Origin of the sequence: Saccharomonospora azurea NA-128, assembly GCF_000231055.2 — a bacterium.
GTDB classification, from domain to species: Bacteria; Actinomycetota; Actinomycetes; order Mycobacteriales; family Pseudonocardiaceae; genus Saccharomonospora; species Saccharomonospora azurea.
In genome coordinates, this window is record NZ_CM001466.1 from 4,031,391 (window position 1) to 4,057,028 (window position 25,638).

Sequence of the window (25,638 nt, forward strand, 5' to 3'; positions counted from 1 at the left end):
CCGTGATCGACGAGACCCTCTTCGACGCCGAAGAAAAGATGGAGAAAGCGGTCTCCTTCGCCAAGGAGGACTTGGCGTCGGTGCGCACCGGCAGGGCGACTCCCGCGATGTTCTCGCGCGTCGTCGTCGAGTACTACGGTGCCCCCACGCCGCTCAACCAGCTCGCGAGCATCACCATCCCCGAAGCGCGCATGGCCGTCGTCAAACCGTACGACGCGTCGCAGCTGAACACCATCGAGAAGGCGATCCGCGATTCCGACCTGGGCGTGAACCCCACGAACGACGGCAACATCATCCGTGTGGTGATCCCCCAGCTGACGGAGGAACGCCGCCGCGAGATGGTGAAGGTCGCCAAGAGCAAGGGGGAGGAAGCGCGTATCTCCATCCGCGGGGTGCGCAGGAAGGCCAAGGAGGAGCTCGACCGGATCGCCAAGGACGGCGAAGCCGGTGAGGACGAGGTCGCCAGGGCCGAGAAGGAGCTGCAGAACCTGACGGACCGCTACGTCCATCAGGTCGAGGAGCTCGTCAAGAACAAGGAAGCCGAGCTCCTCGAGGTCTGATGACTACAGTGAGCGACCATCAGGGGGAGCGCGAGGACGCGGCTGAACCCGACGGGTCAGAGGAACCAGCGAGGAAAGCCTCCAAGGCCGGGCGGGACCTCCCGGCTGCCATCGGTGTCGGGGTCGCGTTGGGCGCGGCGATCCTGGGCTCCTTGTTCACGGTCCGCTACCTGTTCATCGGCGTGATCGCGGCGGCGATCGTGGTCGGCACGATCGAGCTCGCGGGCGCGTTCCGCCGAGCGGCGAACGTGCGCATCTCGCTGGTGCCCGTTCTCGTGGGCGGGCAGGCGATGATCTGGCTGGCCTGGCCGTTCGGCCAGCAGGGCGCCGTGACGGCGTTCGTCGTCACCGTGCTCGCCTGCCTGCTGTGGCGGCTGCCGTCGGGAGCTGACGGCTATCTTCGGGACGTCAGCGCGTCGGTGTTCGCGGCGGCCTACCTGCCGTTGTTCGCGTCGTTCGCCGCGATGCTCGTGCCGCCGGAGGACGGTGTCGGCCGCGTGCTGTCCTTCATGATCGTGGTGGTCGCGTGCGACACCGGCGGCTACATCGCGGGCGTGCTCCGCGGTAGACACCCGATGGCGCCGCGGATCAGTCCGAAGAAGACCTGGGAGGGTTTCGCCGGGTCGCTCACCGCGGGCATCACGGGTGGGGCGCTGGCCGTGGTTCTGCTGCTCGACGGGCAGGCCTGGCAGGGTGTTCTGTTCGGCGCCGCGATCGTGGTGACCGCGACGGTCGGCGATCTGATGGAGTCGCTCATCAAACGCGACCTGGGCATCAAGGACATGGGCAACACGTTGCCGGGTCACGGCGGGCTGATGGACCGCCTGGACTCCTTGCTGCCGTCGGCGGTCGTCTCGTGGTTGTTGCTGAGCGCTTTCGTTCCGGTGTGATCGGAAAAGCCGGTCAGTCGTCGTACGGATCGTCGACCTCGGCGCGTCCCACCCCGAGGTCGACGGGCCGGGAGTGGTCGATCACCGCGAACGGCGATCCGCTCGGGTCGAGCAGGAGAGCAGCACGGCCGAAGGGCGTGTCGTGGGGCTCGACGAGCACTCCGCCGCCCAGGCTGATCGCCGTGTAGGCGAGTGCGTCGGTGCCCGCCTGGGGGTCCGCTTCGAAGTACACGAGCCAGTGCGGTGAGGCGGTGACGTCGGTGGCGGCGGCTGTCGACACTGTCGACGCTGTCGACGTCGCCGCGGCGGGCGGGGCGGTCTGCGAGCGCGGACCGTCCAGCACACAGCGGTAGAGCACGCTCTCGTGGCCGAGGCGCCAGACCGCGTAGTCGATGCCGTCGGAGCCGATCTGTTCGATCGAGTAGCCGAACAGTTTGCCGTAGAAGTCGTCGGCCGCCGCGCCGTCGTAGGTGTTGAGGTCCGCGCCGCAGAACATGCCGGGCAGCTGGGTGCCGAAGATCCAGCCGGGCGGCGGTTGCCAGAAGACGACGGGGGCGCCGCTCGGGTCGGTGGCGTGGAGCAGCGCTCCTCGCTCCGGGATGTCGAGGGGACCGAGCCGCACCGTCCCGCCGAGGTGTTCCACCCACTGTGCGGTGTTCGTGGCGCCGGTGACGCGGAGGTGGAGTGACCAGCCGACGGGGTCTTTCGGTGCGGCGAGGTAGAGGCCGGCCACCTGCACGTCGTCCCGGTAGGCGACGACGTAACGGCCGTCCACCCCGACCGGGTCGTCCTTGACGTGGAGGTCCCAGCCGAGGAGCCGACCGTAGAACTCGCACGCCGCGGCGGTGTCGGGCGTGGCCAGGTCGACCCAGCAGGGTGTTCCGGGAGCGGAGCTCGACACGGCGTCGGCTGGGGAAAGGAACATGAGCCACCTCCTGGCTGAGCAAGATCATCGTAAGCGTCGTGGTGCGGGTCTAGGCTGTTGCCGTGAGAATCTTCGGCCGCCGTTCGGAGGTCGTGCCGAGTCCGAACATCTGGTATCACGCCGATGTCTACGAACGCGAGAACCAGGTGCAGGACGTCGACGACGAGATCTGGACCCACCTCGCCGACGTCGCGCCGTGGAGCGGTGGCGACGTGGTGGACGTCGGGTGTGGGACGGGTTTCCACCTGCCGCGGTTCGCGGCGACCGCGCGCTCGGTGGTCGGCGTGGAACCGCATCCGCCGCTGGTGCGGCGGGCTCGTGAGCGGGTGGAGGGACTGCCGTCGGTGACGGTTCTGCGTGGAACGGCGCAGCGGCTGCCGCTGCCGGAGAGCTCCGTCGACGTCGTCCACGCGCGAACGGCGTACTTCTTCGGGCCCGGGTGTGAGCCCGGGCTGCGCGAGGTCGACCGGGTGCTCCGGCCCGGTGGAGCGCTCGTGATCGTGGATCTCGACACCGGCGTCGCGCCCTACGGCGACTGGATGCTGGCCGACCTGCCTCGCTACCGGGCCGCCGAGGTCGACGCCTTCTTCGCGGAGGAGGGCTTCACCTGCAGGCGGATCACGACCCGGTGGTCGTTTCTCGACCGGCGGGTGCTGGAGGCGGTGCTGCGCATCGAGTTCAGTCCCATGGTGGCCTCGCGTGCCGTGGTCGACACTCTGCGCCTCAACCGGCAGGGAGCACAGTCGCTGGAGCTGCCCGTGGGATACCGGGTCCTCCTGCGCCGCAAGCCGGTCGGCCTCCTCCGGGCGTCGGAGCCGCTGACCGGGCATGGGACACTGGCAGAGCCATGACTGCATTGCCCCTCGTCTTCGACGCTCCCCGCCGTGGCCTGCCCCGGCGCCACCTTGCCGATCTCACCGTCGCCGAACGGGCCGAGGCGGTGGCCGCGCTGGGGGAGAAGCCCTTCCGCGCCAAGCAGCTGTCGCACCACTACTTCTCGCGGCTCACGGCCGACCCGGACGGGATGACCGACATCCCGGCGGCGTCCCGGCAGCGCCTCGTCGACGAACTGATGCCGTCACTGCTGACGCAGGTGCGGGTCGTGGACTGCGACGACGGCACCACCCGGAAGACGTTGTGGCGTGCGCACGACGGCACGCTGGTGGAGAGCGTGCTGATGCGCTATCCGGAGCGTGCGACGCTGTGCATCTCCAGCCAGGCGGGCTGCGGTATGGCGTGTCCGTTCTGCGCGACCGGTCAGGGCGGTCTGACCCGCAACCTCTCGACCGCGGAGATCGTCGACCAGGTGCGGGCCGCCGCCGCGGTGATGCGGGACGGTCTCATGCCGGGTCCCGACGGCGCACCGGCCCCGGGGCGGCTGTCGAACATCGTGTTCATGGGCATGGGCGAACCGCTGGCGAACTACAAGCGCGTGCTCGCCGCCGTACGGCGGATCACCGATCCCGCGCCCGCGGGGCTGGGCATCTCGCAGCGGTCCGTGACGGTGTCCACCGTCGGGCTGGCTCCGGCGATCCGGAAGCTGGCCAACGAGGGCCTGCAGGTGCGTCTGGCCGTGTCGTTGCACACGCCGGACGACGAACTGCGTGACGAACTCGTTCCCGTGAACAACCGCTGGTCGGTGGACGAGGTGCTGAAGGCGGCTCGCTACTACGCCGACCGCACGGGGCGACGCGTGTCGATCGAGTACGCGTTGATCCGTGACATCAACGACCAGCCCTGGCGCGCCGACCTGCTGGCCGAACGGCTGCGGGAACACCTCGGTCACCTGGTGCACGTCAACGTCATCCCGCTGAACCCGACCCCGGGCAGCAAGTGGGACGCGAGTCCCAAGCCGGTCGAGCGCGAGTTCGTCCGCAGGGTCAACGCGGGCGGGGTGGCGTGCACCGTGCGTGACACGCGCGGTCAGGAGATCGCCGCCGCCTGCGGTCAGCTCGCAGCCGAAGGCTGAGTACATCGCGGTACACCGCGCACAACGAGAACCCCGCCGGCTCGCGGAGCGACAGCGGGGTTCTCGACGTCTGAACGGAGCGCGACGACGCCGCCTCGTGGGGAGACGCGTCCGGTCGCGAGGTCAGCGACGCCAGGCGGTGCGGCTGCGGCGCACGTCCCACAGCACGCCCAGCAGAAGACCGACACCGGTCACGATCAGGACGATGTCCTCGGTCTGGTTCTGGTGGTTGCCGATGAGCATCAGGAACATGATCGCGGCGGCGACCACCGCGCCGGCGCGTGTCGCCTTGGGGAAGGCGCCGTGCCAGCCCCACTCGGCCGACGGCTCGTCCCTGGGGTCGACCTCGGTACCGGTGCGCTTCTCGACAGCCTTGCCTGCCACGATCACTCCTCCACTCGAGCCCGCTTGGCGCGACTTCGTGTGGCTCGATAATCGCACATGCCTCCTGCGAGGACCGCAGGGGACGTCCGCGACAATGGTCACCATGACGGTCACCACGAGTTCCCCCCGGACCGTGCTGGTGCTGGGCTCCACCGGCTCCATCGGCACACAGGCCCTCGACGTGACGGGGCGTAACCCCGATCTGTTCCGGGTGATCGGCCTCGCCGCGGGCGGCTCGGACCCGCGCGCGCTGGCCGCTCAGGTGATCGAGCACGAGGTCGGCGCGGTGGCGATCACGCGGGCGACCGCGGCGGAGGACCTGCAGCTGGCGCTCTACACCGAGGCGCAGAAGCGCGGCTACTCGCGCGGCGAGTTCCGCCTGCCCCGGGTCTTCGCGGGGCCGGACGCGGTCGAGGAGCTGATCGACGCGGTACCCGCCGACGTCGTGCTCAACGGCATGCCGGGCTCGCAGGGCCTCGGTCCCACGCTGCGTGCGCTGAAGACCGGCGCGACGCTCGCGCTGGCCAACAAGGAATCGCTCATCGCGGGTGGTCCCCTGGTGCGGGCGGCGGCCCGGCCAGGCCAGATCGTGCCCGTGGACTCGGAGCACTCGGCGCTCGCGCAGGCGCTGCGGGGCGGCCGCGCGGAGGAGGTCGACCGGCTGGTGCTCACCGCGTCGGGTGGACCGTTCCGCGGCCGCACGCGGGAGCAGATGGCCGACGTCACGGTCGAGGACGCGCTCGCCCACCCGACGTGGGCCATGGGGCAGCTCGTCACCATCAACTCCGCCACGATGGTGAACAAGGGCCTCGAACTCATCGAAGCACATCTGCTGTTCGACATCCCGTGCGAGCGGATCGACGTCGTCGTGCACCCGCAGTCGATCGTGCACTCGATGGTGACGTTCGTCGACGGTTCGACACTCGCGCAGGCGAGCCCGCCGGACATGCGCCTGCCCATCGCGCTCGCGCTGCACTGGCCCGACCGGGTGCCCGGGGCCGCGTCGCCGTGCCGGTGGGGCGAGGCCGCCACCTGGACGTTCGAGCCGGTGGACGACGCGGCGTTCCCGGCGGTGGAGCTGGCCCGGCACGTCGGTTCCGTCGGTGGCTGCCTGCCCGCGGTCTTCAACGCGGCGAACGAGCGGCTCGTCGCCGAGTTCCTCGCGCACAACACCGGCTTCACGGCGATCGTGGACACTGTGTCTCAGGTTGTCGACGCCGCTGACGAGTGGCGCCGCCCTCCCCGTGACCTGGCCGACGTCCTCGCTGCGGAAGAATGGGCGCGCGACCGTGCGGCCACGATCATGTCGGGAGGGAAGTAGCGCGTGCTCGTCTACATCCTGGGGGTCGCGCTCTTCGCGCTCGGCATCTGCGTCTCCGTCGCGCTGCACGAGGCCGGTCACATGGTGGCCGCCAAGTCGTTCGGCATGAAGGTGCGTCGCTACTTCGTGGGCTTCGGACCGACGGTCTTCTCGGTCAAGCGCGGCGAGACCGAGTACGGCCTGAAGTGGATTCCGCTGGGCGGGTTCTGCGACATCGCCGGGATGACGGCGTTGGACGAGGTCACCCCCGACGAGGCGCCGCGGGCGATGTGGCGGTTCAAGACCTGGAAGCGCACCGTGGTGCTGGCGGCCGGGTCGTTCACGCACTTCGTACTCGGCTTCATCGTGCTGTACTTCATGGCCATCTCGATGGGCCTGCCCAACATCTCCGACAAGCCGGTGATCGACGAGGTGTCCGACTGCGTCCGCAGCGCCAGCACGCCGGAGGAGTGGAACGACCCGACGTGCGGGCCTGCCGACCCGGCTCCGGCCAAGGCGGCCGGGGTGCAGCCGGGCGACGAGGTCGTGGCGATCAACGGCACGCCCACCGACACCTGGCAGGACCTGCTGGCGGCGGTGCAGAAGTCCGAGGGGCCCACCGAGTTCCGGGTGCTGCGCGACGGTGAGGCGTTGAACCTCACGGTCGACGTCACCCAGGTGACCCGGCCGACGACCGAGGGCGGCACGGAACAGGTGGGGGCCATCGGCGCCTCCCAGGCGCTCATGCTTCCGCACGGGCCCGTCGAGGCGTTCGGAGGCTCGGCCGCGTTCACCGGCGAACTGCTCGTGCAGACCTGGCAGCGGCTGCTGGAGTTCCCGGAGAAGATCCCCGCGGTCGTGGAGGCGATCTTCGGCGGCGAACGCGACCCGGAGACGCCCGTCAGCGTGGTGGGTGCCAGCCGGATCGGCGGTGAGGCCGTCGAACAGGGCTTGTGGGAGGTGTTCCTCCTGCTGCTCGCGAGCCTGAACTTCTTCGTCGGCATCTTCAACCTGCTGCCCCTGCTGCCGCTCGACGGCGGCCACATCGCGGTGACCTGGTACGAGCGGGTGCGCGACTGGATCCGCAAGCGACGGGGCAAGGCCGCGGGCGGCCCCGTCGACTATACGAAGCTCAACGCGGTCACGAGCGTCGTGATCGTCATCGGGGGCGCGATCGTGCTACTCACCGTGACGGCCGACATCGTCAACCCGATCAGGCTCATCCAACCGTAGTGGCGTCCGGACAGCCGGGTTCGGGCGCTCACGTATCGTGGACAACGGCAGCCGGCCACGCCGGTGATGCCTTCGGCGCAGCACGCAGTCAGCGAAAATGCAGAGGAATCGATGACCGTCGACCTGGGTTTGCCCGCCACACCGCCTCCCGTTCTCTCCGAACGTCGCAAGACCCGACAGCTACAGGTCGGATCCGTCGGCGTCGGGAGTGACCACCCGATCTCCGTGCAGTCGATGACGACCACGGTCACCGCGGACGTCAACTCCACGCTGCAGCAGATCGCGGAGTTGACCGCGGCGGGCTGCGACATCGTGCGGGTGGCCTGCCCCAGCGCCGACGACGCCGAGGCCCTGCCCGCGATCGCGAAGAAGTCGAAGATCCCGGTGATCGCCGACATCCACTTCCAGCCGAAGTACGTCTTCGCCGCCATCGAGGCCGGATGCGCGGCGGTGCGCGTGAACCCGGGCAACATCAAGAAGTTCGACGACAAGGTCAAGGAGATCGCGCAGTCCGCGAAGGACCACGGCACTCCCATCCGCATCGGGGTCAACGCCGGGTCGCTCGACCCGCGGCTGATGAAGAAGTACGGCAAGGCCACCCCGGAGGCGCTGGCCGAGTCGGCGCTGTGGGAGGCCTCGCTGTTCGCCGAGCACGACTTCCACGACCTGAAGATCTCGGTGAAGCACAACGACCCGGTCGTGATGGTGCGCGCCTACGAGATCCTCGCCGAGCAGTGCGACTACCCGCTCCACCTGGGTGTCACCGAGGCCGGCCCCGCGTTCCAGGGCACGATCAAGTCGGCCGTGGCCTTCGGTGCGCTGCTGCGGCAGGGCATCGGCGACACCATCCGCGTGTCGCTGTCGTCGCCGCCCGTGGAGGAGGTGAAGGTCGGCCACCAGATCCTGCAGTCGCTGAACCTTCGTCCTCGCAAGCTGGAGATCGTGTCGTGCCCGTCGTGCGGGCGCGCGCAGGTCGACGTGTACAAGCTGGCCGACGAGGTCACCGCGGGCCTGGAGGGGCTGGAGGTGCCGCTGCGGGTCGCGGTGATGGGCTGCGTCGTGAACGGCCCCGGCGAGGCTCGCGAGGCGGACCTCGGCGTGGCCTCGGGCAACGGCAAGGGTCAGATCTTCGTCAAGGGCGAGGTCATCAAGACCGTCCCGGAACACCAGATCGTGGAGACGCTCATCAGCGAGGCCATGCGGATCGCCGAGGAGAACGGCCACGTCGACGGCAGTGGGGAACCGATCGTCACGGTGAGCTGAGCGCCGCCCACCGGCTGCGACTAGCGTGCTACATTGGAGGTGTCTTGGATGGACGGGAGACCACCGATGAGCGCTGCGATCGTCGACACGCCGTTGGACTGGAGCGACCTGGTACGCACCTGGCGAGAGCTGGACGTGCCGGAGGGGTGGCGGCCCGAGGTGACGATCGAGGGGATCCGAATGTCGCCACCCCCTGGGGGACAGCACAACCTGATCGCCGGCCGACTGCATCGGCAGTTGGTGTCAGGGACACCGGACGGTAGCGAGGTGTTCCAGACGCTGGGCGTCAGCGTGCCCGTGGTCGGCGGCATCTACGTTCCGGATCTCTGTGTCGTCCCGCTAATCCGTGTGCCGCATGGGGCGGAGCCCGTGCCGTCCGAACACGTGCTGCTCGCCATCGAGATCACGTCGGCAGGCAACGCGCAGCACGATCGGTCCCGCAAGAGATGGGCGTACGCGCACGGCGGCATCGGGCAGTACCTGCTGGTCGACCCGCACGATCCGGAGGGGCCCGCCGTCACGCTGTTCGGTGCGCCCGGCGAGGGTGTATACCGACGGGCCTGCAGGGTGCCGTTCGGGGAGACGATCGCACTGGCGTCGCCGTTCGAGCTCGAGTTGGACACGGCCGAGTTCTGATCGTTCGCGTGTGGACATCCGTTCGACGGTCGCCATCAGGGACGTCGATCTGGCAATCTTGTCCTTGTGTTGCGGCTGGCCGGTGCGAGGCTGCTCGATGACAGGGACTACCCGGCGGTTCGTGCGCTGCTCGCGGCGGACCCGGTGGGCAGTTGCATGGTGGCCGCGCGGGTCGAGCTCGCCGGTCTCGACCCGTGGCGGTTGGGTGGCGAACTGTGGGGCGCCGACAGTCGCCGGCGCCTCGGCGGGCTCCAGGGCCTGTGTTTCGTGGGCCCCAACCTGATCCCGTTGCGAGGCAACCCGGCCGCGCTGCGCTCGTTCGCCGACCGGGCGTTGCGGAGGCCCCGTGCGTGCTCGTCGCTGGTGGGCCCGGCCGACGAGGTGCTGGGTCTGTGGTCCGAGCTGGTGGACGAGTGGGGGCCCGCGCGGGAGGTGCGTCCCGACCAGCCGCTCATGGCGCTCGACGACACCCCGTCGGTGGCGCCCGATCCCGAGGTCCGCGCGGTGCGGCCGGAGGAGATCGACGTGTACTTTCCCGCCGCCGTCGCGATGTTCCGCGAGGAGGTGGGTGTCGACCCCCGGCTCGGCGACGGGGGAGCGGGGTACCGGGCGCGCGTCACCGAGCTGATTTCCTCGGGGCGGGCGTTCGCGCGTTTCGAACGCGGAGAGGTCGTCTTCAAGGCCGAGATCGGCGCGATGTCGGGCAGCGTGGGCCAGATCCAGGGCGTATGGGTCCACCCGAGGCATCGGGGGCGTGGACTCGGGGCGGCCGGGACGGCGGCTGTGGCCGAACGCCTCGTACGCGGCTTCGGCCGGGTCGCGAGCCTGTATGTGAACTCGTTCAACACGCCCGCGTTGGCCGCGTACCGCAGGGTCGGATTCCGGCAGGTCGGCCGGTACGCGACGGTGCTCTTCTAGGGCTCTTTTAGGGCTCTTCCAGGGCTCTTCTAGGACTGCCGCGGCTGTTCCTCCGCCATGGCCGAGAGTCGGCGGGCGAGGAGTTCGACGGCGCCGCGCAACTCCGGCGGATCCAGCACGCGCGCCTCGAAACCCAGTCGCGCGACGTGCAGGGCGAGCCAGTTTAGGTCGTCGCCTCCGGCGACGAGCACGCACCAGCCGTCGCGGTCGTCTTCGACCCGCCCCACCTGGGGCGGAACCAGCGCCCGTACCTGATCCGGTGTCGCGTGCACCCGCACGCGGGCGACGTGGCGGTAGGGCGACGCGGTGACGGAGCGCTGCACGTACGCGAGCGGATCCGGATGCGGTCGGGGCCGGAACTGCCAGGTCGTGGCCACGACGTCGTGCATCCGGTCCAGCCGGAACGTGCGCCAGTCGCCGCGCTCGACGTCCCAGGCCATCAGGTACCAGCGGCGGGCGGTGGTGACCATCCGCACCGGCTCCACGGTCCGCTCGCTGTCGGCGGCGTCGCGGCCGGTGTAGGTGAACCGCACCCGGACGGTGTCGCGGCAGGCTCGGGCGAGCGTCACCAGCACCTCGGGAGAGACCTCGACACCGGGACCGACGAGCGTGTCGGTGGCGCCGTGCACGGCACGGATCTCCGCGCGCAGGCGCGCGGGCATCACCTGGTCGAGTTTCGCGAGTGATCGCAGTGCGGCCTCGCTCGCCCCGGCGACCGTGCCGCCCGCCGCCAGTCGCAGTGACACGGCCATCGCGATCGCCTCCTCGTCGTCGAGGAGCAACGGGGGCAGCCGGGTGCCCGCCCCGAGCCGGTAGCCGCCGCCGACGCCCGCCGTCGCGTGCACGGGATAGCCGAGGGCGCGAAGGCGTTCGATGTCGCGTCGCACGGAGCGGTCGGTGACCCCGAGCTCCGTCGCCAGCTCGGTAGCGGTCCAGGAGGGCCTGCGCTGGAGCAGCGCCAACAGTCGCAGCACCCGCTCCGTCGTTCCGGTCACCCGCTCATCGTGGCAGAGATCGCGGACACAACCTGTCCGCTGTGTGCGCCAGGCTCAGGGGTATGTCCGTTGCGGGACCTCTCCCCGCAGACCCGTGAGAACTTCTGGCGAAAGGCGATGTGACATGGCCCGTGAAGTGCAAGTGACGTTCGACTGTGCCGACCCGGCCGCGGTGGCGGCGTTCTGGGCCGAGGTCCTCGGCTACCGGCTGATGGATCCCCCGAAGGGCTTCGCGTCGTGGACCGAGGCGCTCGACGCCATGGGAATCCCGCCGGAGCGCCACAACGACGTGTCGGCGGTGGTCGACCCGGAGGGCGCGGGACCGAAGGTGCTCTTCATGCGGGTCCCGGAGGGCAAGCAGGTGAAGAACCGGGTCCACCTCGACGTGCGCGCCGCTCCGGGACTGCGCGGGGAGGAGCGCATGGCGGCCCTGGAGGCGGAGGCGGAGCGGCTGGTGTCCCTCGGCGCCACCCGGCTCCGGCGGTACGAACCGGACGGGCCGCTGGCGATGGGACACATCGTGATGGCCGACGTCGAGGGCAACGAGTTCTGCCTCGACTGAGCGGCGCCGCCCGCGGGTGACCAGGGCCACGTTGTGACGCGACGGAAGGAACGGAGCGGGGCGGGATTCGGCGACGCGGCCTGGTCGTAGGCTGGGACCATGCCCGAACGTGCACCTCTGACGCCCGGCGTCCAGTCTCCGCCGCGCCCCGTTCCCGCGTCCATCGTCCGCCCCGAGTACGTCGGCAAGCCCGCGCCGAAGCGGGACACCGGCAACGGTGTGCGCTCGCCCGAGGTCATCGAGGCGATGCGCAAGGCGAGCCGGATCGCGGCGCAGGCGCTCGAGGAGGGCGGCAAGGCCGTCAAGCCGGGCAACACCACCGACGACATCGACCGCGTGGTGCACGAGTTCCTGCTCGACCACGGCGCGTACCCGTCGACGCTGGGCTATCGCGGTTTCCCGAAGTCGTGCTGCACGTCGCTGAACGAGGTGATCTGCCACGGGATCCCCGACTCGACCGTCATCCAGGACGGCGACATCTGCAACATCGACGTCACCGCCTACATCGACGGCGTGCACGGCGACACCAACGCCACCTTCCTCGCGGGCGACGTCTCGGAGGAGGTGCGCCTGCTGGTCGAGCGCACCCGCGAGGCCACCCACCGCGCCATCAAGGCGGTGCGGCCCGGCCGGCAGCTCAACGTCATCGGCCGCGTCATCGAGTCGTACGCGAAGCGGTTCGGCTACGGCGTCGTGCGGGACTTCACCGGTCACGGCGTGGGGCCGGCGTTCCACACGGCCCCGACGGTGCTCCACTACGAGGAACCGTCGGTGACGACGATCATCGAACCGAACATGACGTTCACGATCGAGCCGATGATCACACTCGGCACGATCGACTACGACGTGTGGGACGACGACTGGACGGTCACCACCAAGGACAAGAAGTGGACCGCCCAGTTCGAGCACACCGTGCTGGTCACCGAAGACGGCGTGGAAATCCTCACGTTGCCCTGATCGGGTGTTTTTCGGCCACACGGCCGACCACTGACTTGTAGTACTTGCACACATGGTTGACACGGCAGTCGGCTTCTACTGTCGGCTGTCATGTCGACCAGCCTCTTGACCGGGAAAACGGCCCTCGTCACCGGCGGCGCGAACGGTATCGGACGAGCCTGTGTCGCGGCGTTGAGTGACGCCGGGGCCACGGTGCACCTCGTCGATGTCAACGGCGACGCCGCGAAGGACGTGGCGTCCGCTCACGACGCCGTGGCCCACGTCGTCGACCTGACCGACCCGGACGCCGTCGAGTCGCTGCCGCGCGCTGTCGACATCCTCGTGAACAACGCGGGTGTGCAGCACATCGCGCCCATCGAGGAGTTCCCGCCCGAGCGGTTCACGTTCCTCCAGCAGCTGATGGTCACGGCGCCGTTCCTGCTGATGCGCCACTGCCTGCCCTCGATGTACGAGCGCGGGTGGGGGCGTCTCGTCAACATCTCCAGCGTCCACGGGCTGCGCGCCAGCCCGAACAAGTCCGCCTACGTGGCCGCCAAGCACGCCCTGGAGGGGCTGTCCAAGGTGGCGGCGGTGGAGGGCGCCGCGCACGGCGTGACCAGCAACTGCGTGAATCCCGGCTACGTCCGCACCGACCTCGTCAGCAACCAGATCGAGGCGCAGGCCGCGTCGCGGGGGATCTCCCCGGACGAGGTCCTCGACGAGGTGTTCCTGCACCGCACCGCCGTCAAGCGGCTCATCGAGCCGGAGGAGGTGGCCGCTCTGGTGGTGTGGCTGTGCAAGGAGGAGGCCGGCTACCTCACCGGGGCGTCCCTGCCGGTCGACGGCGGCTGGACCGCCACCTGAACCACCCTTCCCCGTCCCCGTCAGCACAACGAAGTGGTGATCAACATGTTTTCACCGAAAACCTCGATCAAACGAGTGGTCGCCGCGAGCATGATCGGCACCACGGTCGAGTGGTACGACTTCTTCCTCTACGGCTCGGCCGCCGCGCTCGTCTTCAACACGCAGTTCTTCCCCGACAGCGACCCGCTCGTCGGGACGATGCTCGCCTTCGCGACCCTCGCCGTGGGCTTCATCGCGAGGCCCCTGGGTGGTCTCGTGTTCGGCCACTACGGCGACAAGGTCGGCCGTAAGAAGCTGCTCGTGCTCAGCCTCCTGATGATGGGCGGCGCGACCTTCGCCATGGGCCTTCTGCCCACCTACGCCACGATCGGGGTCGGCGCGCCGTTGCTGCTGGTGCTGCTGCGCCTGGTCCAGGGCTTCGCCGTCGGTGGCGAATGGGGTGGTGCCGTGCTCATCGTGTCCGAGCACGGCGACGACCGCAGGCGCGGATTCTGGGCGTCGTGGCCGCAGGCCGGTGTTCCCGCCGGCAACCTCCTCGCCACGGCGGTGCTGGCCATCCTCGCGGTCGTGCAGAGCGACGAGGCGTTCCTCTCGTGGGGCTGGCGCATCCCGTTCTTGCTGTCCGGCCTGCTGGTGCTGATCGGCATGTGGATCAGGCTTGCGGTCGAGGAGTCCCCGCTGTTCGTCGAGGCCGCCAAGAAGGCCGCGGAGCAGCCTGCCGCCGTGGAGAAGGCCCCGATCGTCGCGGTGTTCAAGAACAGCTGGCGTCAGGTGCTCATCGCCATGGGTGCCCGGTTCGCCGAGAACGTGTCGTACTACGTCATCACGGCGTTCGTGCTGGTCTACCTGACGACGCACCTCGAGCTGCCGAAGTCGCTCGGCCTGAACGCCGTGCTCGTCGGGTCCGCCATCCACTTCATCACGATCCCGATGTGGGGCTGGTTGTCCGACGTGATCGGCCGCCGGACCGTCTACCTGTTCGGCACCGTCACCATGCTCGTGTGGAGCTTCCTGTTCTTCCCGATGCTCGACGGGGCGACGCCGTTCACCACGATCGCGGCGGTGTCGATCGGTCTGTTCCTGCACGGCGCGATGTACGGGCCGCAGGCGGCGTTCTTCTCCGAGCTGTTCGGCACCAAGGTCCGCTACTCGGGCGCCTCGATCGGCTACCAGCTGGCCTCGATCGCGGCCGGTGGTGTCGCTCCGCTGATCGCGACGGCGTTGCTCGACGGGTACGGCACGAGCCTGCCCATCTCGATCTACGTGGCCGCCACCTGTGTGGTGACTTTCATCGCCGTCTACTTCGCGAAGGAGACCCGTGGTACCTCGCTCGCCGACACCGATCGCGAGCCTTCGGTGGCAGCATGAGCTGGTGACCGAGACACGTCCGGAGTACGCGACGGACGCCCGGCGACTGCTGGAACTGCTGTCCGCGGGCGCGAGCAGTGACGAACTCGCTCGTGTGCCCGCGGACAGCGGCACGATGCAGCTCGCTATGCAGATCCGGCGGACGCTCGACGCGCACAGCCGACGCGAAGCCGAGCTGACCGCGCTGTTCGCCACGGCGAGCGACCTGGCGAGGTTGCGGGATCTCGACGCGGTGCTGCGTTCGATCGTCCGCCGGGCCCGCATGCTGTTGGGGGCGGACGTCTCGTACCTCACGCTGAACGACCACTCCGACGACGGCAGCACGTACATGCGGGTGACGGACGGCTCGGCGTCTGCGATGTTCCAGCAGCTCCGGCTCGGTGTGGGGGAAGGGCTGGGCGGTCTGGTGGCCCAGACCGCCCGCCCGTACGCCACCCGCGACTACCCGAGCGACGAGCGGTTCGACCACACGGGCGCGATCGACGACGCGGTGAACGACGAGGGTCTGGTCGCGATCCTGGGAGTGCCGCTGTCGCTCGGGGAGCACGTGATCGGCGTGTTGTTCGCCTCGGAACGCCGACCGCGGTCCTTCTCCCCGGACGAGGTGGCGTTGCTGTCGTCGTTCGCCGACCACGCCGCGATCGCCATCGACAACGCGCGGCTGATCGAGGAGAGCACGGCCGCGCTCGCGGAATTGGGTGAGGCGAACAAGAAGATCAAGGCTCACCACGAGAGCCTCGCGCGAGCGCAGGACGCGCACGACCGGTTGACCCAGCTGGTGCTGGGTGGGGCGGACGTCCCCGAGGTGGCGGCGGCGGTGGCGTCGGTGCTCGGCGGTGGGATCGTGGTGCGCGATGCCGAGGGCGCGGAGCTCGGCCGCGCGGGGACGGGGCGGACCACCTCCGCGTCGGTCGCGTCCCGAGCGCTCTCCCGGGCACTCGCCGCCTCGCGTGCGGCGGGGAAGGCCATCGCCGACGGTGACGAGTGGGTGTGCGCGGTGATGGCCGGGCCCCAGTTGCTCGGCAGCATCACCCTCACCGGCCGTCCCGATCTGGGCGACGCCGACCGCCGGTTGTTCGAACGGTCCAGTGTGGTGGCCGCGCTGCTGTTGCTGCTGCGTCGCTCGGCCGCCGAGGCGGAGGACCGGGTGCGGGGTGAACTCGTGGCCGACCTGCTCACAGCGCCCGAACGGGACCCGCAGACCCTGCTCGACCGGGGTCGCAGGCTGGGTGTGGACCTGAGCGCTCCCCACGCCGTGCTGACCCTGCACGCCGAGGGCGTGTCCCGGGCGCGGTTGACGACCGTGGCGGCCCGTCGGGCAGCACTCGCCGGCGTGTTCGCCGAGCAGGTCGTGATGCTGGTCGACACGGACAAGCCCGGCGAGCTCGCGCGGCGGACGGCCTCCGAGCTCAGCGCCGCGCTGGGCTGCCGGGTCACGGTCGGCGCCGCGGGACCGGCGTCGGGACCCGCGGAGCTGGCCCGTGCGCACGCCGAGTCGGTGCGGTGTGTCCGCGCGCTGCTGGCTCTGGGCAGGCAGGGGCACGGCGCGGCTCCCGAGGACCTGGGTTTCGTGGGCCTGGTGCTCGGCGACCGTGCCGACGTCGAGGCGTTCGTGCGGAGCACCCTCGGCCCGGTGCTCGACTACGACGCCGCCCGCGGGACCGAGTTGCTGCGGACGTTGCGTGCCTACTTCGCCGCGGGAGGAAACCTCACCCGCGCCAAGGACGAGCTCCACGTGCACGTCAACACGGTCGCCCAGCGGCTGGAGCGCATCGGGTCGCTGCTCGGAGCGGACTGGCAGCAGCCCGACCGGGCGCTCGAACTGCAACTGGCGCTGCGCCTGCACACGCTCTCGACCTGACCCGGCGTCGGCCGCTCGTTCAGCGTTCGGCGGGGTGCCGGGCCAGCAGGTGGTCGAGGAACTCGCGGGTGTGGCGGGCGGCGCGGTCGGCGTCCCTCGCCGCGATCGCGTCGACGACACTGCGGTGGTCGGCGGGCTCGGGTTCGTGCGCGTCGGCGCGGCAGGTGGTGGCCACGCTCGACGCCACCACCTCGGTCAGCCCGCGACAGAGTTCGCTGAGCACGTCGTTGTGCGCGGCCTTCGCGACAGCCAGGTGGAAGGCGGCGTCCGTGCGGGCGAAGGCGTCCAGGTCACCCTGTGACCACAGCGCGTCGCGCTCGTCGAGAAGCCGTCGCAGCACGGCCAGGTCGTCGTCGGTGCGCTCGGTGGCGGCCAGTCGGGCCGCCTCGACCTCGAGCAGGCGACGGACGTGCAACGCCTCCCGCAGCCGTGATGCGCAGAGCCGCCGCAGCGCACCGGACACCTCGCTGGTGGCTCGGACGTAGGTGCCCTGGCCCTGCCGCACGTCGAGCAGACCGCTGTGGGCGAGCGCGCGGACGGCCTCGCGTACGGTGTTGCGGCCCACGTCGAGACTGGCGGCCAGCTCGGGTTCGGTGGGTATCCGGTCCCCGATCGCCCATTCGCCCTGTCGTACCGCGTCGCGCAACTGCTCGATGACTTGGTCGACGAGTCCGGTCCGCCGGGTGGAGGACAACGGCACCGTGGACATCCTTTCAGCCGGTCATCCTACGAATTTGTTACGGTACCGGACATGCCGATCGAGCGCGAGGCGTCCGTGCGGGACGTGACCGGGGCGAGCCCGTCGGACGGCCCGGCGCCACGCGCGCTCGCGGGTCTGCTGCTGGCGGTCGCCGTCGTCCTGGCCGCGGCCAACCTGCGACCCGCCATCACCTCGGTGGGCTCGGTGCTCGACGAGATGCGCGACGGCCTCGGCGCGTCCGACACGTGGGCGGGAGCCCTGACGACGTTGCCGGGACTGTGCTTCGCGGTGGCGGGACTCGCCGCGCCCCGGCTCGCGCGGCGGATCGGGCTGCGGGCCGCCGTCGCGGCGGCGCTGCTGGTGCTGAGCGTGGGGTTGGTCCTGCGGGTGCTCGACGGGCCCGCCGTGGTGCTCGGCGGCACGCTCGTGGCGTGCACCGGGATCGCCCTGGCCAACGTCCTGATCCCGGTGGTGGTCAAGGCGTCGTTCGCCGCCCGCGTGGGTCTGATGACGGGCATCTACACCGCCGCGCTCCAGGCGGGTGGCGCGCTGGGTTCGGCGGTGACTCCTCCGCTGGAGCCCGCGCTCGGAGGCTGGCGTGGTGCCCTGGCGAGCTGGGCCGTGCTCGCGGCGGTGGCTCTCCTGGTGTGGCTCGTCGCGACGGCCCGTCGATCGGCTTCCGCGTCGGCCTTCGGGTCTGGACCGAAGGATTCCGACGGTGACATGGCTGACACAGCTGACACGACCGACACGACCGACACGGCTCACCGGTCGTTGCTGCGGGTGCCGCTGGCGTGGCTGGTCACCGGGTTCTTCGGGTGCCAGGCCTGCCTGGCCTACGTCGTCATGGGCTGGCTGCCCCAGGTGCTCATGGACGCGGGTGTCAGTCGGGGCGACGCCGGTCTGTTGCTGGGTCTGATCTCGCTGCTCGGGTTGCCCGTGAGCCTCACGATCCCGGCTCTGGCCGCCCGGCGAGGCAGCCAGAGCGGCTGGATCGTCACGCTCGGTTCGTTCGGTATCGCGGCCGTCCTCGGCCTGATGTTGGCGCCGTCGGCCTCGCCACTGCTCTGGTGCGTGTTGATGGGCCTCGGGATGAGCGTGTTCTCCCTCGCCCTGACCACGATCGCGTTGAGGGCGAGGAACAGTGCGGACACCGCCGCGCTGTCCGGGATGGCCCAGGGGCTGGGCTACCTGTTGGCGGCGGCGGGTCCGTTCCTGTTCGGCCTGCTGCACGACGTGACGGGAGACTGGACCGTGCCGTTCGTCTTCCTGCTCGTCGTGGTGCTGGCGCAACTCGTGTTCGGCTACCTGGCCGGGCGGCCGCGGTACGTGTGACGGCTCAGCCGTCGAGGGGCAGCGCGAGCAGTGCGTTCTCGATCAGTTCGGGCATCGCCGGGTGGATCCAGTACTGCCCGCGGGCCATCGTCCGCGCGTCGAGTCCGAAGCTCATGGCCTGGATCAGCGGCTGGATCAGCGTGGGCGCCTGCGCCCCGATGATGTGCGCGCCGAGGAGCTGACCGGTGGTCGGGTCGGCGAGCAGCTTGGCGAACCCGGTGGTGTCCTCCATCGCCCAGCCGTAGGCGATGCCGCCGTACTCCTGCGTCGCGGTCACGTACGGCACACCGCGGGCGGCGGCGTCGCGTTCGGTGAGGCCCACCGACGCGATCTGGGGCGAGGTGAACACGGCGTGCGGCACGAAGCGGTGGTCCGAGGCCACCGGGTCGTCGGGGTGGAGCAGGTTGTGCTGCACCACGCGCGCCTCGTGGTTGGCGACGTGCTTGAGCTCGTACGGCGACGACAGGTCGCCGAGCGCGTAGATGCCCTCCACCTCGGTGCGCTGGTACTCGTCCACGACGACGTGCCCGCTGGGCAGCGTGGAGAGTCCGGTGGCCGCCACGTCGAGGATGTCGGAGTTGGGGGTGCGGCCGGTGGCGACGAGCAGCAGGTCGCCGTCGACGGTCTCGGCGCCGCCGGGGCCTTCGAGATCGAGCGCCACGCCGCCGTCGGTGGTGTGGCGGGCCTTGACGGTGCGGCGGTTCAGCCGCACGTCGAACCGCTGCGACGCGAGTTCGGTGAACCGGCGGCTGATGTCGTCGTCCTCGTTGCGCAGCAGGGCGCCCGAGCGCGCGACGACGGTGACCTCCACGCCGAACGACGCGAACACGTGGGCGAACTCGGCGGCGACGAAGCCGCTGCCGAGGATCACCGCTCGGCGCGGCAGGTCGTCGATGCGCATGACCGTGTCGGAGGTGTGGTAGTCGATGTCGGCGAGGCCGGGGACGTCGGGCACGACCGCGCGGCCGCCCGCGGCGAGCACGAACTGGTCGGCCGTGAGCGTCTCCTCACCGTCGGCCAGCCGCACGGTGAGTTCCTTGTGCCCGGTGAAGCGGGCCTCTCCCTCGTACACGGTGACGCCCGCGTTGTCCTCGTGTTCGATGCGGTAGCGTCGCCCGCCCTCGGCGATGGCGTCGATCCGGCCGAACACCCGGTCGCGGATCTCGCGCCACCGCACGCTGCGCAGCTCCAGGTCGACCCCGAGTCCGGCAGCGCTCGCCGGGGTGGAGGCCAGATCGGCGGGGTGGACGAGCATCTTCGTCGGGATGCAGCCCACGTTCAGGCACGTGCCCCCGAACACCCCCTTCTCCACGATGGCGACCTTCCGGTCGGCGAAGCGGGGGTCGAGGATCGAGTTGCCCGATCCCGTCCCGACGATGACGAGGTCGTAGTGCGGCACGGCGGCACCTTTCGCGATCAGAACGAGAGCGTGGGGTCTCGACCACGCACACTGTGCTCGAACGGGGTCCTCGCCCGCATTGTTCCCGTTCCAGGGTGTGACGGGAAGCGGCCGGTCCGGCGCTGGACCGGCCCCGCAGCCGCACTGGTGACCCGGTCACCGTCCCCTGAGCGACCCCCGAGCGACACCTCAGCGGCACCGCCTCTTCCCGGTGCCCGCGCGGCCCGAACGAGGTAACCACTCCTTTCAGTGACAGCGAGTGATGCCGTTTCGACTTAGGGTTGTGAGGTCCGGCAGGAGGGGAGAGACCAGCGTGTTCACGAAGACCAGGCGTCGACTCGGAGTGGCCATGATCGCCCTGGCGGGCGCGATGTGCGCGTCAGCGGGGCACGCCGTCGGGATGCAGCCCATCGTCGGCGGTGAGTCCGCGGCCATCGACGACTACCCGTACGCCGCCTACCTGGTCGACGCCAGGGGCAACCAGTACTGCGGTGCGACGGTGTTGTCGTCCACTCAGGTTCTGACCGCGGCGCACTGTGCTCTCGCCATCCGGGAGTCCGACCTCGGCGTCGTCGTGGGGCGCGAGCGCGTCGCCTCGAACGCGGGCCAGAAGGTCGGCGTCTCCGACGTCTGGGTCGCGCCCGGCTACCGCGACCCGCTCTCGGGCGACGACATCGCCGTGCTGACACTGTCCGAGTCGGTGTCCGCGCCCGCGGCGCGGCTGCCGCGCAGCTCCGACGACCACCTCTACCGCGCGGGCACCATGGCGACGGTCGTGGGCTGGGGCAGGCTGTTCGAGAACGGGCCGAAGCCCGGAGCGCTGCGTGCCGCCGACGTGCCCCTGGTGTCCGACAGCGAGTGCGCCGACGTGTTCTCCTCGTTCGACGCCGACACCATGGTGTGCGCCGGGTGGGACGAGGGCGGCATCGACGCCTGTCAGGGTGATTCCGGTGGCCCGCTGCTCGTCGACGGCACGGTGATCGGCATCGTGTCGTGGGGCGACGGCTGTGCCGAGCCCGGCGTCCCCGGCGTCTACACGCGGGTGTCGACCTACAGCGACGATCTCAGGAGCGACCTGGTACGCAGTACGGGTGACTGATGTTCGTCCCGACAGCCTGACCGTCGTCGTCCGTTCCGGCACCGAGCTGAGCGCTCCCGAGCTCTATGCGATGTTGCGGTTACGCGTGGACGTCTTCGTCGTCGAACAAGAGTGCCCGTACCCGGAGATCGACGGTAAGGACCTGCTCGACGGCACCCGCCACGTGTGGGCGGCCACGGACGACGGTCGCGTCGCGGGATGTCTGCGGGTGCTCGACGAGGACCACGGGGTGCAGCGCATCGGCAGGGTGTGCACGGCCGGGTTCGCGCGGGGAACCGGCGCCGGGGCTCTGCTCATGAGGACGGCGGTGGACCTCGTCGGGGATGCCGAGAGCGTGCTCGACGCCCAGACGTACGCGACCGGGTTCTACGCGCGGTTCGGCTTCCGGCCCGAGGGCGAGGAGTTCCTCGAGGACGGCATCCCGCATATCAGGATGCGGCGAAGCTGAGGCGCTGAAGGCTCAGTGACGTGCCTGTGGCGGTGCGTTGTCGGTGATGACGGCCACGGCGCGGTCGACGTCGGACTCGGAGAGATCCGCCCGGGCGGTCAGCCGCAGGCGGGACACACCGTCCGGTACCGACGGTGGCCGGAAGCAGCCGACGCGGACACCGTTCTCGGCACACCGCGTCGCCCACGCGACGGCTTCGTCCGGCCCGGGCGCACGCACCGACACCACCGCTCCGTCGGGAGTGCTCACCGAGAACCCCGCCTCGGCCAGCCGGGTGGAGAGATCCGTCGCGCGCGTCCGGACTCGCTCGGCGAGCTCCGGTTCGTCGCGCAGTGCGCGGAGGGCGGCGAGCGCGGCCGCCGCGCTGGCCGGGGCGAGCGCGGTGTCGAAGATGAAGCTGCGCGCCGTGTCGACCAGGTGCTTGATCACCCGTCGTGGGCCGACGACGGCGCCGCCCTGCGCCCCCAGTGACTTCGACAGGGTCACGGTGGTGACGACGTCGGGTGCGCCCGCGAGACCGGCGGCGTGCACGGCGCCACGGCCGCCGTCTCCCAGGACGCCGAGGCCGTGGGCGTCGTCGACGAGCAGCGCGGCCGAGTGCCGCCGACACACCGCCGACAGCTCCTCCAACGGCGCGAGGTCGCCGTCCACGGAGAACACCGAGTCGGTGACCACCAGCGCCCGCTCCTTACGCCGGGTCTTGAGCGCGTGTTCCACGGCGGCCGGATCGTTGTGGGCCACGGCGGCGACGTCCGCGCGGGACAGGCGGCAGCCCTCGATCAGGGAGGCGTGGATGTACTTGTCGGTGACGATGGCCGCGTCCCGGCCGCTCAACGCGGTCACGGCGCCGAGGTTGGCGGCGAAACCGGAGGAGAACACGAGCGCGGCCTGAGCGCCGCAGAACCGGGCGAGCTCGTACTCCAGCTCGGCGTGGACCTCCGTCGACCCGGTGACCAGCCGCGATCCCGTCGCTCCCGCGCCCCACTTCAGGGCCGCTGCCGCCGAGGCCCCCGCCACCCGCTTGTCACGGGCGAGCCCGAGGTAGTCGTTGCCCGCGAGGTCGAGCTGGGTCGCCACGGCGGTGCGTGGGATCAGTGTCCGGACCAGGCCTTCCTCGGCCCGCTGTGCCGCGGCGTCGTCGAGCCAGTCGAACACGTGCTCCGGAGGGAGCGCTGCCGTACGAGTGGAACCGGAGGTGTTCACGCTGGCAGTCTTGCACCGGAAGGGTAGGAGGGAGGAACAGGGTGAGCGACGACGCGCGGCAGCTCTCGCCGATGCCCACCGACTGGAACCGGGCTCTGGCGGTGGTGGCCCATCCCGACGACATGGAGTACGGCGCCGCGGGAGCGGTCGCCGCGTGGACCGACGCGGGGCGCGAGGTGGCGTACCTGCTGGCCACCCGAGGGGAGGCCGGGATCGACGACATGCCCCCGGACGAGGCCGCGGTCGTGCGCGAACGGGAGCAGATCGCCAGTGCCGCCGTGGTGGGAGTCGAGCAGGTGGCGTTCCTCGACCACCCCGACGGGGTGCTCGAATACGGTCTCGACCTCCGCCGGGACATCGCGGCGGCGATCCGCCGGTACAGGCCGGAGCTCGTGGTGATGACCAATCACCACGACAGCTGGCCGGGTGGTGGTCTCAACATGGCCGACCATCGTGTCGCCGGCCAGGCGACTCTCGACGCGGTGCGGGACGCGGCCAACCGGTGGGTGTTCCGCGATCTCCTCACCGAGGGACTGCAGCCGTGGTCGGGCGTGCGCTGGGTCGCGGTCGCGTCCTCACCGAAATCCACGCACGCGGTCGACATCACTGCCATGTTCGACCGCGCCGTGGAGTCGCTCCACTGCCATCGCGCCTACCTGCAAGGCCTCGGGCAGACGGAGGAGGACGCGCGCCGGTTCCTCCGGGAGATCGCCGTGGCGAGCGGCCGCCGGTTCGGCGGCGTGCTCGCCACGGAGTTCGAACTCATCTCCCTGTGAAGGCTCCCCGGGTCAGGCGGCGGCGTTGCGCCGGCCACCGGAGCCGCGCCGCGGCCCGCGTCCCCGCTGGGACTGGGGACGGCGGCCCGGACCGTTCGCCCGGGTGGGGCGGGGCGGGCGCACGCGCTCGACCACGGGAATGCCGCTGGGCGTGCGCGCGCCGGTGATCTGCGCGAGCGTCGGGTCGCCCGGCCGCACGGTGGCGGACTGCGGACGCACACCGGCCTGGTCGGTCATGCGCCGCACCGTGCGGCGCTGGTCCCGCGTGACGAGTGTCACGACGGTGCCGGACGCGCCCGCTCGCGCGGTCCGGCCCGCGCGGTGCAGGTAGTCCTTGTGGTCGGCGGCCGGGTCGACGTGGAGGACGAGGCTCACGTCGTCGACGTGGATGCCGCGCGCCGCGACGTCGGTGGCCACGAGCACCGGCACGCGCCCGCTGCGGAAGTCGTCGAGCGTGCGGTTGCGCTGCCCCTGCGTCTTGCCGCCGTGCAGAGCGCCCGCGTGGACGCCGCTGGCCCGCAGGCGGGTGGTGAGCCGGTCGACGTGGTGCTTGGTGCGCACGAAAAGGATCGTGCGTCCCTCCCGGGCGGCGATCTCCGTGACGACGGCCTGCTTGTCGCGGTGCTCGACCTGCAGGAGGTAGTGGTCCATCGTGTCGACACTCGCGGTGGCGGGCGCGACCGAGTGCGTGACCGGGTCGGTGAGGTAGGCGCGCACGAGGTTCTCGACGGCGCCGTCGAGCGTGGCCGAGAACAGCAGGCGCTGCCCGTCGCGCGGCGTCAGATCGAGGATCTCGCGCACCTGCGGCAGGAAGCCCATGTCGGCCATCTGGTCGGCCTCGTCCAGCGCCACCATCTCGATGCCGTCGAGGACGCAGGTGCCCTGCCGCACGTGGTCGGAGAGCCGGCCGGGCGTGGCGATGAGCAGGTCGACACCACGGGCGAGCGCGTCCACCTGGCGCTGCATCGACATGCCGCCGACCGCGGTACGGCACCACAGGCCCGCGGCCTTGGCCAGCGGGATGAGGGCGTCGGCGACCTGCATGGCGAGCTCGCGGGTGGGGACGAGGACGAGTGCCCTCGGTCGGCGCGCGGTGGCCTTGCCACCGTGCAGACGCGACAGCAGAGCGAGGCCGAAGGCGAGCGTCTTGCCCGATCCGGTCTGGGCTCGACCGAGCACGTCACGGCCGGCGAGGGCGTCGGGCAGCGTGGCCGCCTGGATGGGGAACGGTGCGTCCATCCCGGCCTTCTGGAGGGCGCGGTGGAGCGGCTGGGGAAGGTTCAGCTCGGCGAAGGTGCTCACCGGGGTCGTCGAATCTGCTGTCGCTAGGGTCTGAGTCACTGATGCCTCTCGGACGTGGCGCGTCACAAGGAGGCCCTCCTGCCCGATTCAGGGCAGCCGCGACACAGCGGTGGGCGTGACCAAGGACGAACCCGGCGCACGGACGCGCCGTTGATGGGATGAATCGCACCGCGAACGGGCCCTGCCGGGCGGACGGTGCATGACGAGTCTACCCGAGACGACGAATCCCGCTGGCGGCCGCCGACGTGTCCCGAGTCGCTTGCGTCCGCCGCGGGCGTGCCGCCAGGCTGACGGCCATGCGAGTGATCGTGATCGGTTCGGGGATCGGCGGCGCGTCGTGCGCTTACCACCTGGTGCGGCGTGGGGTCGAGACCATCGTGGTCGACGCGGGGGACGCCGGGGCCGCGACTCCCGCGGGCGCGGGCATCGTGTCCCCGTGGACGTCGCGACACGTCGGCGCCGGTTTCGACCTGGCGGCGAGGGCGGGCGCGTACTACCGGACGCTCGTGCCGGCCCTGGCCGAGGACGGTGAGGCCGACGTCTCGTTCGAGATCGTCGGCGGGCTCGTGGCCTCGGACGACGACACCTACCTGTCCGCCGTGTCCGACCGCTTGTCGCAGCGGGCTCGGCAGTGGCCCGAGCTGGGGGAGGTGCGCAGGCTCGACGCGGCGCAGGCGCGGGAGCTGTTCCCGCCGCTCGCGGACGGGCTCGG

The 25,638-nt window shown here is 70.7% G+C and carries 26 protein-coding genes; 19 read left to right on the forward strand and 7 right to left on the reverse strand.

Annotation, left to right across the window (positions count from 1 at the left end; all coding sequences use genetic code 11):
* Nucleotides 1–2 precede the first annotated feature (2 nt).
* Together frr and SACAZDRAFT_RS18615 are read left to right on the forward strand one after the other, a co-directional pair.
* On the forward strand, nucleotides 3–560 hold the full coding sequence (frr, locus tag SACAZDRAFT_RS18610; RefSeq protein WP_005444206.1) for a ribosome recycling factor: 558 nt from the start codon (nucleotides 3–5) through the stop codon (nucleotides 558–560).
* Complete coding sequence (locus SACAZDRAFT_RS18615; protein ID WP_005444207.1) at nucleotides 560–1,450, forward strand: phosphatidate cytidylyltransferase; 891 nt, start codon at nucleotides 560–562, stop codon at nucleotides 1,448–1,450. Before frr ends, SACAZDRAFT_RS18615 begins: the two co-directional genes overlap by 1 nt.
* A gap of 13 nt (nucleotides 1,451–1,463) precedes the next feature.
* Here SACAZDRAFT_RS18615 and SACAZDRAFT_RS18620 read toward each other — a convergent pair whose 3' ends face one another.
* Nucleotides 1,464–2,375, reverse strand: a complete 912-nt coding sequence (locus SACAZDRAFT_RS18620; RefSeq protein WP_005444209.1) for a VOC family protein — start codon at nucleotides 2,373–2,375, stop codon at nucleotides 1,464–1,466.
* Between the two features lie 62 nt (nucleotides 2,376–2,437).
* On the opposite strand from SACAZDRAFT_RS18620, the gene SACAZDRAFT_RS18625 reads away from it, so the two are divergent.
* The gene (locus tag SACAZDRAFT_RS18625) at nucleotides 2,438–3,226 is read left to right on the forward strand and encodes a class I SAM-dependent methyltransferase (RefSeq protein WP_005444210.1); all 789 of its coding nucleotides are present in this window, start codon (nucleotides 2,438–2,440) and stop codon (nucleotides 3,224–3,226) included.
* Complete coding sequence (gene rlmN / locus SACAZDRAFT_RS18630; protein WP_005444211.1) at nucleotides 3,223–4,344, forward strand: 23S rRNA (adenine(2503)-C(2))-methyltransferase RlmN; 1,122 nt, start codon at nucleotides 3,223–3,225, stop codon at nucleotides 4,342–4,344. Before SACAZDRAFT_RS18625 ends, rlmN begins: the two co-directional genes overlap by 4 nt.
* 123 nt (nucleotides 4,345–4,467) lie before the next feature.
* On the opposite strand, the gene SACAZDRAFT_RS18635 is transcribed toward rlmN, so the two are convergent.
* Nucleotides 4,468–4,728, reverse strand: a complete 261-nt coding sequence (locus SACAZDRAFT_RS18635) for a DUF2631 domain-containing protein (RefSeq protein WP_005444212.1) — start codon at nucleotides 4,726–4,728, stop codon at nucleotides 4,468–4,470.
* 94 nt (nucleotides 4,729–4,822) lie between these two features.
* Between SACAZDRAFT_RS18635 and dxr the strand changes: the two genes are divergently transcribed.
* The 5 genes from dxr (at nucleotide 4,823) to SACAZDRAFT_RS18660 (ending at nucleotide 10,078) form a co-directional block, all read left to right on the forward strand.
* Entirely contained in the window at nucleotides 4,823–6,049 is a 1,227-nt protein-coding gene (gene dxr / locus SACAZDRAFT_RS18640) for a 1-deoxy-D-xylulose-5-phosphate reductoisomerase (protein WP_005444213.1), read from the forward strand.
* Nucleotides 6,050–6,052: 3 nt separating this feature from the next.
* On the forward strand, nucleotides 6,053–7,261 hold the full coding sequence (locus SACAZDRAFT_RS18645) for a M50 family metallopeptidase (RefSeq protein ID WP_005444214.1): 1,209 nt from the start codon (nucleotides 6,053–6,055) through the stop codon (nucleotides 7,259–7,261).
* A gap of 111 nt (nucleotides 7,262–7,372) precedes the next feature.
* A complete protein-coding gene (ispG, locus tag SACAZDRAFT_RS18650) occupies nucleotides 7,373–8,524 on the forward strand; it encodes a flavodoxin-dependent (E)-4-hydroxy-3-methylbut-2-enyl-diphosphate synthase (protein WP_005444215.1) in 1,152 nt (383 codons plus the stop codon).
* 66 nt (nucleotides 8,525–8,590) lie between these two features.
* On the forward strand, nucleotides 8,591–9,160 hold the full coding sequence (locus tag SACAZDRAFT_RS18655) for a Uma2 family endonuclease (RefSeq protein WP_040927814.1): 570 nt from the start codon (nucleotides 8,591–8,593) through the stop codon (nucleotides 9,158–9,160).
* Between the two features lie 66 nt (nucleotides 9,161–9,226).
* On the forward strand, nucleotides 9,227–10,078 hold the full coding sequence (locus SACAZDRAFT_RS18660; protein WP_005444218.1) for a GNAT family N-acetyltransferase: 852 nt from the start codon (nucleotides 9,227–9,229) through the stop codon (nucleotides 10,076–10,078).
* 29 nt (nucleotides 10,079–10,107) lie between these two features.
* On the opposite strand, the gene SACAZDRAFT_RS18665 is transcribed toward SACAZDRAFT_RS18660, so the two are convergent.
* The gene (locus SACAZDRAFT_RS18665) at nucleotides 10,108–11,073 is read right to left on the reverse strand and encodes a helix-turn-helix transcriptional regulator (RefSeq protein WP_005444219.1); all 966 of its coding nucleotides are present in this window, start codon (nucleotides 11,071–11,073) and stop codon (nucleotides 10,108–10,110) included.
* Nucleotides 11,074–11,197: 124 nt separating this feature from the next.
* Here SACAZDRAFT_RS18665 and SACAZDRAFT_RS18670 point away from each other — a divergent pair, with 124 nt between their 5' ends.
* The 5 genes from SACAZDRAFT_RS18670 to SACAZDRAFT_RS18690 all read left to right on the forward strand — a co-directional run bounded on the left by SACAZDRAFT_RS18670 (nucleotide 11,198) and on the right by SACAZDRAFT_RS18690 (nucleotide 16,664).
* Nucleotides 11,198–11,635, forward strand: a complete 438-nt coding sequence (locus tag SACAZDRAFT_RS18670; protein WP_005444220.1) for a VOC family protein — start codon at nucleotides 11,198–11,200, stop codon at nucleotides 11,633–11,635.
* A gap of 99 nt (nucleotides 11,636–11,734) precedes the next feature.
* Entirely contained in the window at nucleotides 11,735–12,592 is an 858-nt protein-coding gene (gene map / locus SACAZDRAFT_RS18675) for a type I methionyl aminopeptidase (protein ID WP_005444221.1), read from the forward strand.
* Between the two features lie 90 nt (nucleotides 12,593–12,682).
* Nucleotides 12,683–13,435, forward strand: a complete 753-nt coding sequence (locus tag SACAZDRAFT_RS18680) for a 3-hydroxybutyrate dehydrogenase (protein ID WP_005444222.1) — start codon at nucleotides 12,683–12,685, stop codon at nucleotides 13,433–13,435.
* Nucleotides 13,436–13,480: 45 nt separating this feature from the next.
* Nucleotides 13,481–14,803 (forward strand): MFS transporter, encoded by a 1,323-nt coding sequence (locus SACAZDRAFT_RS18685; RefSeq protein WP_005444223.1) that lies wholly within the window; start codon nucleotides 13,481–13,483, stop codon nucleotides 14,801–14,803.
* A 4-nt stretch (nucleotides 14,804–14,807) separates the two neighbouring features.
* Nucleotides 14,808–16,664, forward strand: coding sequence for a helix-turn-helix domain-containing protein (locus SACAZDRAFT_RS18690; protein ID WP_232286294.1), 1,857 nt, complete (start codon nucleotides 14,808–14,810; stop codon nucleotides 16,662–16,664).
* Between the two features lie 19 nt (nucleotides 16,665–16,683).
* Here the strand turns inward: SACAZDRAFT_RS18690 and SACAZDRAFT_RS18695 are convergent, their stop codons facing one another.
* The gene (locus SACAZDRAFT_RS18695) at nucleotides 16,684–17,364 is read right to left on the reverse strand and encodes a FadR/GntR family transcriptional regulator (protein ID WP_005444225.1); all 681 of its coding nucleotides are present in this window, start codon (nucleotides 17,362–17,364) and stop codon (nucleotides 16,684–16,686) included.
* A 51-nt stretch (nucleotides 17,365–17,415) separates the two neighbouring features.
* Here SACAZDRAFT_RS18695 and SACAZDRAFT_RS18700 point away from each other — a divergent pair, with 51 nt between their 5' ends.
* Nucleotides 17,416–18,699: an MFS transporter gene (locus SACAZDRAFT_RS18700; protein WP_005444226.1), complete on the forward strand. Its 1,284-nt coding sequence runs from the start codon at nucleotides 17,416–17,418 to the stop codon at nucleotides 18,697–18,699.
* 4 nt (nucleotides 18,700–18,703) lie between these two features.
* Here the strand turns inward: SACAZDRAFT_RS18700 and SACAZDRAFT_RS18705 are convergent, their stop codons facing one another.
* The gene (locus tag SACAZDRAFT_RS18705) at nucleotides 18,704–20,098 is read right to left on the reverse strand and encodes a mycothione reductase (protein WP_005444227.1); all 1,395 of its coding nucleotides are present in this window, start codon (nucleotides 20,096–20,098) and stop codon (nucleotides 18,704–18,706) included.
* A gap of 349 nt (nucleotides 20,099–20,447) precedes the next feature.
* On the opposite strand from SACAZDRAFT_RS18705, the gene SACAZDRAFT_RS18710 reads away from it, so the two are divergent.
* Both SACAZDRAFT_RS18710 and SACAZDRAFT_RS18715 read left to right on the forward strand, forming a co-directional pair.
* Complete coding sequence (locus SACAZDRAFT_RS18710; RefSeq protein WP_005444228.1) at nucleotides 20,448–21,197, forward strand: S1 family peptidase; 750 nt, start codon at nucleotides 20,448–20,450, stop codon at nucleotides 21,195–21,197.
* Nucleotides 21,190–21,645, forward strand: coding sequence for a GNAT family N-acetyltransferase (locus SACAZDRAFT_RS18715; protein WP_005444229.1), 456 nt, complete (start codon nucleotides 21,190–21,192; stop codon nucleotides 21,643–21,645). Before SACAZDRAFT_RS18710 ends, SACAZDRAFT_RS18715 begins: the two co-directional genes overlap by 8 nt.
* Before the next feature lie 12 nt (nucleotides 21,646–21,657).
* Here the strand turns inward: SACAZDRAFT_RS18715 and SACAZDRAFT_RS18720 are convergent, their stop codons facing one another.
* A complete protein-coding gene (locus SACAZDRAFT_RS18720) occupies nucleotides 21,658–22,848 on the reverse strand; it encodes an 8-amino-7-oxononanoate synthase (protein WP_005444230.1) in 1,191 nt (396 codons plus the stop codon).
* Between the two features lie 41 nt (nucleotides 22,849–22,889).
* Between SACAZDRAFT_RS18720 and SACAZDRAFT_RS18725 the strand changes: the two genes are divergently transcribed.
* Entirely contained in the window at nucleotides 22,890–23,624 is a 735-nt protein-coding gene (locus SACAZDRAFT_RS18725; RefSeq protein ID WP_005444232.1) for a PIG-L deacetylase family protein, read from the forward strand.
* A gap of 12 nt (nucleotides 23,625–23,636) precedes the next feature.
* On the opposite strand, the gene SACAZDRAFT_RS18730 is transcribed toward SACAZDRAFT_RS18725, so the two are convergent.
* Entirely contained in the window at nucleotides 23,637–24,926 is a 1,290-nt protein-coding gene (locus SACAZDRAFT_RS18730; RefSeq protein ID WP_408638053.1) for a DEAD/DEAH box helicase, read from the reverse strand.
* Nucleotides 24,927–25,222: 296 nt separating this feature from the next.
* Between SACAZDRAFT_RS18730 and SACAZDRAFT_RS23900 the strand changes: the two genes are divergently transcribed.
* The coding region (locus SACAZDRAFT_RS23900; RefSeq protein WP_005444234.1) for an FAD-dependent oxidoreductase at nucleotides 25,223–25,638 on the forward strand (416 nt) is incomplete at its 3' end.